A 3,121-nucleotide genomic window follows, 5' to 3' on the forward strand; every position below is an offset into this window, starting at 1 on the left:
GCCACCGACCGATTACGAACGGGCGATGGCGTGGAAACAACCTATCGAGGTGTCCGGAATTAGTTGACCACTACAGAGTGACCGCTTCTGGCCGCAAGCCGCCTTTCATGACGCACTCTTCTCGGCCAGAAGCGAACTCTCACGACAGCCATTTAAAACGTGCGCACGCCCCATCAATCTATTGATAGGGCACGCAAAAATGTTTTGCTCACGTCAACATCACAAGTCCCCGGAAACATCAGCCCACGCCCGCGCTTATATCCGGTGATGTTCCAGCAAGAAATCCACGAACAATCGCACCCGCGCAGGCATTGCCGCCCCGCCGACGAACACCGCATGAATCGGTTCGCGGTCCCCGGGGTTCCAGGCTTGCAACAGGGGAATAAGGTCGCCGCGCTGCAGGTCCTCGCTCACGCTGAACTCGCCGATACGTGCAATGCCGGCACCTACGCGCGCGAGTTGTGCCAGCGCTTCTCCACTGCTGCATTCGATGTTGCCGCTGACCTTTAGGGAGAACTCTTCTCCATCGCGGATGAACGGCCAGTTGGGTTCGGCACGTCTGAAGTTGAAGCGTAGGCAGTTGTGCTGCAACAGGTCTTCCGGCGCCTGAGGGATGCCGTGGCGTTGCAGGTACTCGGGCGATGCCACCACGACCTGGCCGGTTTCGCCGATCCTGCGCGCGGTCAGCGGGCTGTCGGGCAGATGGCCAAAACGGATCGCGACGTCGGCCTGCCCGCCGAGAATGTCGACCACTTCATCGCCCAGGGTGAGGTCGACGACGATGTTCGGGTAACGGGCGCTGAATGCGGCAACCAAGGGAACGATGGCCAGCCGCCCATGCCCAAGGGCGGCGCTGACCCGCAATCGCCCCCTGGGTACGCCCTGGTCGGCGATGGCTTCTTCGACTTCGTCCATGTCGGCCAGGATACGCCGGGCGCCGCGCAGGAACGCTTCGCCCTCGGCCGTAAAGGTGATCGCTCGGGTGGTGCGCAACAGCAGACGGGTGCCAAGGCGTTGCTCGGTACGCGCGATGATCCGACTGACTGCCGAGGGTGTCAGGCCCAGTGCACGCGCGGCGGCCGAGAGGCTGCCTTCCTGAGCCACGGTGGTGAACACGCTCATTTCACCTGACCTGCCGTTGAAGTCCACTTGTGCCTCCTGCGCAAAGGTGATTGCCAAAAATGCTATCTACCGCTTGAAAAGACGGGATCGTAGCATTAGCGGCATAGATAAGGAGCCTTTCATGCGTATCAATCCACCCCTAGTAGCGCTCGCCATCGGTGCCTTTGGCATCGGCGTAACAGAATTCGCCCCCATGGGCATGTTGCCGGGTATCGCTGCGGATCTGGGCGTTTCCATTCCCGCCGCCGGTTTGCTGGTCAGTGCGTATGCGCTGGGCGTATTGCTCGGCGCACCGTTGATGACCCTGACCACCGGCAAAATTCCCCGGCGCTATCTGCTGATCGGGCTCATGGCGATTTTCACCTTGGGCAATCTGATGTCAGCCCTGGCCACCGATTACTACAGCCTCATGATCGCCAGGGTGGTGACCTCACTCAACCATGGTGCATTTTTTGGCGTTGGCTCCATCGTCGCCGCCAGCGTGGTTGCCCCGGAAAAACGTGCCGGGGCGGTTGCGGCGATGTTCATGGGCCTGACCCTGGCGACCATCGGCGGTGTGCCGCTGGCCACCTGGTTTGGTGAGCTGTTCGGTTGGCGCACCGCGTTCTGGGGCATCACTGGCCTCGGCTTGTTCACGATGGCCGCGCTGTGGTTCGCCCTGCCTAACCTGAAGGCGCCGCAAAGCGCCGGTGTCATGGCCGAAATTCGAGTACTGGGGCGCGGTCCGGTGCTGAGCGCGTTGGCCCTGACCGTGGTCGGATCGAGCGCAATGTTCACCGTCTTCACTTACATCGCGCCGATCCTCAGCAGCGAGACCCAGGGTTCCACCGCCTACATCACCGCCATGCTGGTACTGTTTGGTGTGGGGTTGACGCTGGGCAATATGTGGGGCGGCAAGGCCGCCGACCGCTCAATAGATCGCACCTTGATCTTCTCGCTAAGCGTTCTGATTCTCGTCTTGCTGGCGTTCACGGTGCTGATGCGCTGGGAGGTGCCGGCTGCACTGGCCATCCTGATATGGGGTATCGCCAGCTTCGCCCTGGTGCCGCCGCTACAGATGCGCGTCATGGAAGCAGCCAAAGACGCGCCCAACCTGGCCTCTGCGGTGAACATTGGCGCCTTCAACTTTGGCAACGCGATTGGCGCAGCGCTGGGCGGAGCAGTGATCAACGCGGGTTGGGGTTATCCAGCGATTTCCCTGGCCGGAGCGGCGATGGCGGGTTTGGGGTTGTTGATGGTGTTGGGTTCTGTTTGGCGTTCTAGAGCGGTTGAAGTCGCGGTGGTGTGAGGGGGATGAGGGGCGGCAAGTGACAGGATTGCTGCCCTTCGCCAGGAGCGGCAATCGACCAAAAGCAGACGCTCCTTCTCAGCCGTTTATTTCAGATACCTGCCAGACGGTAGAGTGCTTGGGCATGGGATGCCGTGAACCCGGCACGCTCCAGATTTCGGCGGCTTTGGGAGCTGGCCAGCGCGGTCGCAGCCACCCATTGACCGCCATGCTTCTTTGCTTGCTCTATTCGATGAGAAATCAGCGCTGCGTGGTAGCCGTAGCCCCGAGCATCTTTTCGAGTTGCCGCCGTTCCAAGGTAGGCAACACCATTGCTGGCTAAGTACATCGCAGCCCCTGCTACCACCACTCCCTGCGCTTTCAATACATAGATTTTCAGACGTCCATCAGGCCTCTGCCCTGCAAAGGAAGCCTGATTCAGCAGCCGATGCTCCGGCTTGGTATGAAAGCCAGCAGCGTGCACTTCTGCGAATAGAGCCAGAGTCTTCGACGTGACCTCTTCAATTTCGAAGGAGTGATGACTCAAAACCACGCGTTCAATAGCACACGCTAATTGCAGGTGAGTCCAGCCCCTCAAACGTTCAAGCCGTTCCTCGCCCAAAATGGCGTATTGCTCAAGCGCCGAAGATTTTCCGATAAGAGTGGCCGCCCCGTCTTCGACGCCGCGCTGTCGCGCAGCAAACTGGGTCTAGAGTTGAAGAGCGCGCGCGG

The 3,121-nt window shown here is 60.5% G+C and carries 2 protein-coding genes and 1 pseudogene; 1 reads left to right on the forward strand and 2 read right to left on the reverse strand.

All coding sequences use genetic code 11. The features are described 5' to 3' along the window. Positions 1 to 255: 255 nt before the first annotated feature. Positions 256 to 1,149: a LysR family transcriptional regulator gene (locus AAEZ03_RS25610; protein WP_350582490.1), complete on the reverse strand. Its 894-nt coding sequence runs from the start codon at positions 1,147 to 1,149 to the stop codon at positions 256 to 258. Positions 1,150 to 1,243: 94 nt separating this feature from the next. On the opposite strand from AAEZ03_RS25610, the gene AAEZ03_RS25615 reads away from it, so the two are divergent. Then, the gene (locus AAEZ03_RS25615) at positions 1,244 to 2,410 is read left to right on the forward strand and encodes an MFS transporter (protein ID WP_350582493.1); all 1,167 of its coding nucleotides are present in this window, start codon (positions 1,244 to 1,246) and stop codon (positions 2,408 to 2,410) included. A gap of 91 nt (positions 2,411 to 2,501) precedes the next feature. Here the strand turns inward: AAEZ03_RS25615 and AAEZ03_RS25620 are convergent. Next, a pseudogene (locus tag AAEZ03_RS25620) lies at positions 2,502 to 3,121 on the reverse strand (GNAT family N-acetyltransferase); the annotation flags it as partial.

It is taken from the genome of Pseudomonas sp. HY2-MNA-CIBAN-0224 (assembly GCF_040310285.1).
GTDB lineage: Bacteria > Pseudomonadota > Gammaproteobacteria > Pseudomonadales > Pseudomonadaceae > Aquipseudomonas > Aquipseudomonas helleri.

Excerpts from the sequence above, each read along its gene's own strand:
- AAEZ03_RS25615 (WP_350582493.1), top strand. The coding sequence starts at position 1,244 with ATGCGTATCAATCCACCCCTAGTAGCGCTCGCCATCGGTGCCTTTGGC.